Below are 2,067 nucleotides of genomic sequence, written 5' to 3' on the forward strand. Positions count from 1 at the left end.
TCGCCCTGGGCGATCAGGTAGCCGTTGATCAGGATGTCCATCGGCTCACCGGCCAGGCCATCCAGCTCGATCACCGAGCCCTGCGACAGCTCCAGCAGCTGCTTGATGGTCAGGCGCGTGCGCCCCAGCTCCACGGTCATCTTGACCGGGATGTCCATGATCATGTCCAGCTCGCGCGGGCGTGCGCCGCCACCGCTGCCATCGAGGGGCTCGAAGATATCGCCGCCCTGGGGGGCAGCCTCGCTCTGCTGTTCTTCCAGCGCCTTGGCCCACTCGTCGCCCATCTGCTCGGTCATCGCATCGGCCCAGGGGTCGTCAGTGCCGGATGTCGGGGAATTCGGGGTGGCCTTGGGCGCGGGCGCGTCTGGCGAATTGGGCTCACTCATCGCCGCTGTCCTCGCTGGCAGTGTTGATCGGATGATTGATGATGCGGGTCACGCGCAGGGCGCGGTGGCCATTGGCGCGACCGAAACCGGCTTCGAGCACCGGCACATTGTTGACGTAGGCGTTGACGCGCTCGGGCTTCTCGATGGGCAGCACATCGCCCACGGAAAGTTCGGCCAATGCGCCCAGCGTGGTGGTGATGCTGGCAAAGTCGGCGTGCAGCTCGACATCGGTGGCGCGCACTTCCTTGCGCAGGCGCTCGCCCCAGCGACTGTCACCCTCGGCGCTGGTTTCCTGCAGCGGGCTCGAGAGCAGCTCGCGGTGCGGCTCGATCATCGAGTAGGGCAGGCAGATCTGGAAGTCGCTGCTGTGATTGCCGACCTCCAGATGGAAGCTGGTGCACACCACGATCTCGTTGGGCGAACTGGTGATATTGGCGAACTTGACCTGCATCTCGCTGCGCAGATAGTCGGTTTCCACGGCGTAGACCGCCGACCAGGCGTCGCGGTAGGCATTCAAGGCCAGCTGCATCAGGCGCTGGATGACGCGTTGTTCGGTGCGTGTGAATTCGCGACCCTCTGACTTGGTCACGAAGCGGCCGTCACCGCCGAACAGGCTGTCGACCACCATGAACACGAGACTGGGCGGAAACACCAGCATCGAGGTGCCGCGCAGTGGCTTCATGGTGAACAGATTGATGTTGGTCGGCACCGGCACGTTGCGGGAAAATTCGTTGTAGCTCAGGAACTGCACCGGCCCGGCGGTGATATCGGCGCCGCGGCGGATCAGGTTGAACAGTCCCATGCGGAACTGGCGGCTGAAACGCGAGTTGATGATATCCAGGGCATGCAGGCGATCCCGGATGATGCGGTGCTGGCTCGCCGGGTCGAAGGGGCGAATGCGCGCTTCGCCGGGCGTGCTCGAGGCGTCAGCCGTTGCACCGCTGTCACCGTTCACGCCGGAGAGCAGAGCATCGATTTCGTCCTGTGACAGCAGATCGTCTTGAGCCATGGCCAGTTATTGCACGATGAAGTCGTTGTACAGCACGCCGGAGATGGCCAGTGGCTGGCCGCCTTCACTGTAGGGGCGCGAAAGCGCCTCGGTCAGGGTGCTCTGCAGTGTCTGCTTGCCGGCCTGGGTGATCAGCTCATCCGGGCTCTGGCCCGACAGCAACAGCAGCAGACGGCTCTTGAGTTCGGGCTTGAGTTCTTCCACGCGCGCCACCGCGTCCTGATCGGCCATCTTGAGCGTGATGCCGATATAGAGCAGGCGATTGCCGCGCGGGCTTTCCAGGTTGACCGTGAAGGGCGCCAGCGGCATGAAGACCGGCGGTGGCACGACCACGACTTCCGGCTCGGCGTCCTGTGCGGCCTTCTGATCACTGAGCATCGGCAGTGCGAAATAGACGGCCACTAGCGCCGCGATCACGGCACTCATCAGGCTGATGACCCCGATCAGCAGCCAGGAGCGACGCTGACTGGCGGGGGTGGTGATAATCGTTGACATCGTGGTGCGGTGTCCCTGGAGTCGGTGGCGGGGCCAGTATGACCGAAGGCGTGGTGATCGAACGGCGGAATAACGCCACGTGCGAGCGCTTACTTGAATGATGACGCGCCAGGCGGGCTCATCTGACAGCTACCTGACGGGAGCCGCTGACACAAGCACCTGGCAAGCGCCAGGCCC

General features: G+C 64.0%; 3 protein-coding genes. All 3 read right to left on the bottom strand.

What is annotated here, in order from left to right; all coding sequences use genetic code 11:
- Positions 1-386 (bottom strand): FliM/FliN family flagellar motor switch protein (locus tag AC4FAH_RS14715; protein WP_490246328.1); only part of this gene is annotated, 386 nt, incomplete at its 3' end.
- Entirely contained in the window at positions 379-1,395 is a 1,017-nt protein-coding gene (fliM, locus tag AC4FAH_RS14720) for a flagellar motor switch protein FliM (RefSeq protein ID WP_131432079.1), read from the bottom strand. The genes AC4FAH_RS14715 and fliM, both read right to left, overlap by 8 nt.
- 6 nt (positions 1,396-1,401) lie before the next feature.
- Positions 1,402-1,890: a flagellar basal body-associated protein FliL gene (fliL, locus tag AC4FAH_RS14725; RefSeq protein ID WP_054556624.1), complete on the bottom strand. Its 489-nt coding sequence runs from the start codon at positions 1,888-1,890 to the stop codon at positions 1,402-1,404.
- Positions 1,891-2,067 lie beyond the last annotated feature (177 nt).

It is taken from the genome of Cobetia sp. (assembly GCF_983723665.1).

Bases quoted from the DNA above. Each gene is read 5' to 3' on its own strand.
- fliM (WP_131432079.1), bottom strand. From the start codon at position 1,395: ATGGCTCAAGACGATCTGCTGTCACAGGACGAAATCGATGCTCTGCTC.
- fliL (WP_054556624.1), bottom strand. From the start codon at position 1,890: ATGTCAACGATTATCACCACCCCCGCCAGTCAGCGTCGCTCCTGGCTG.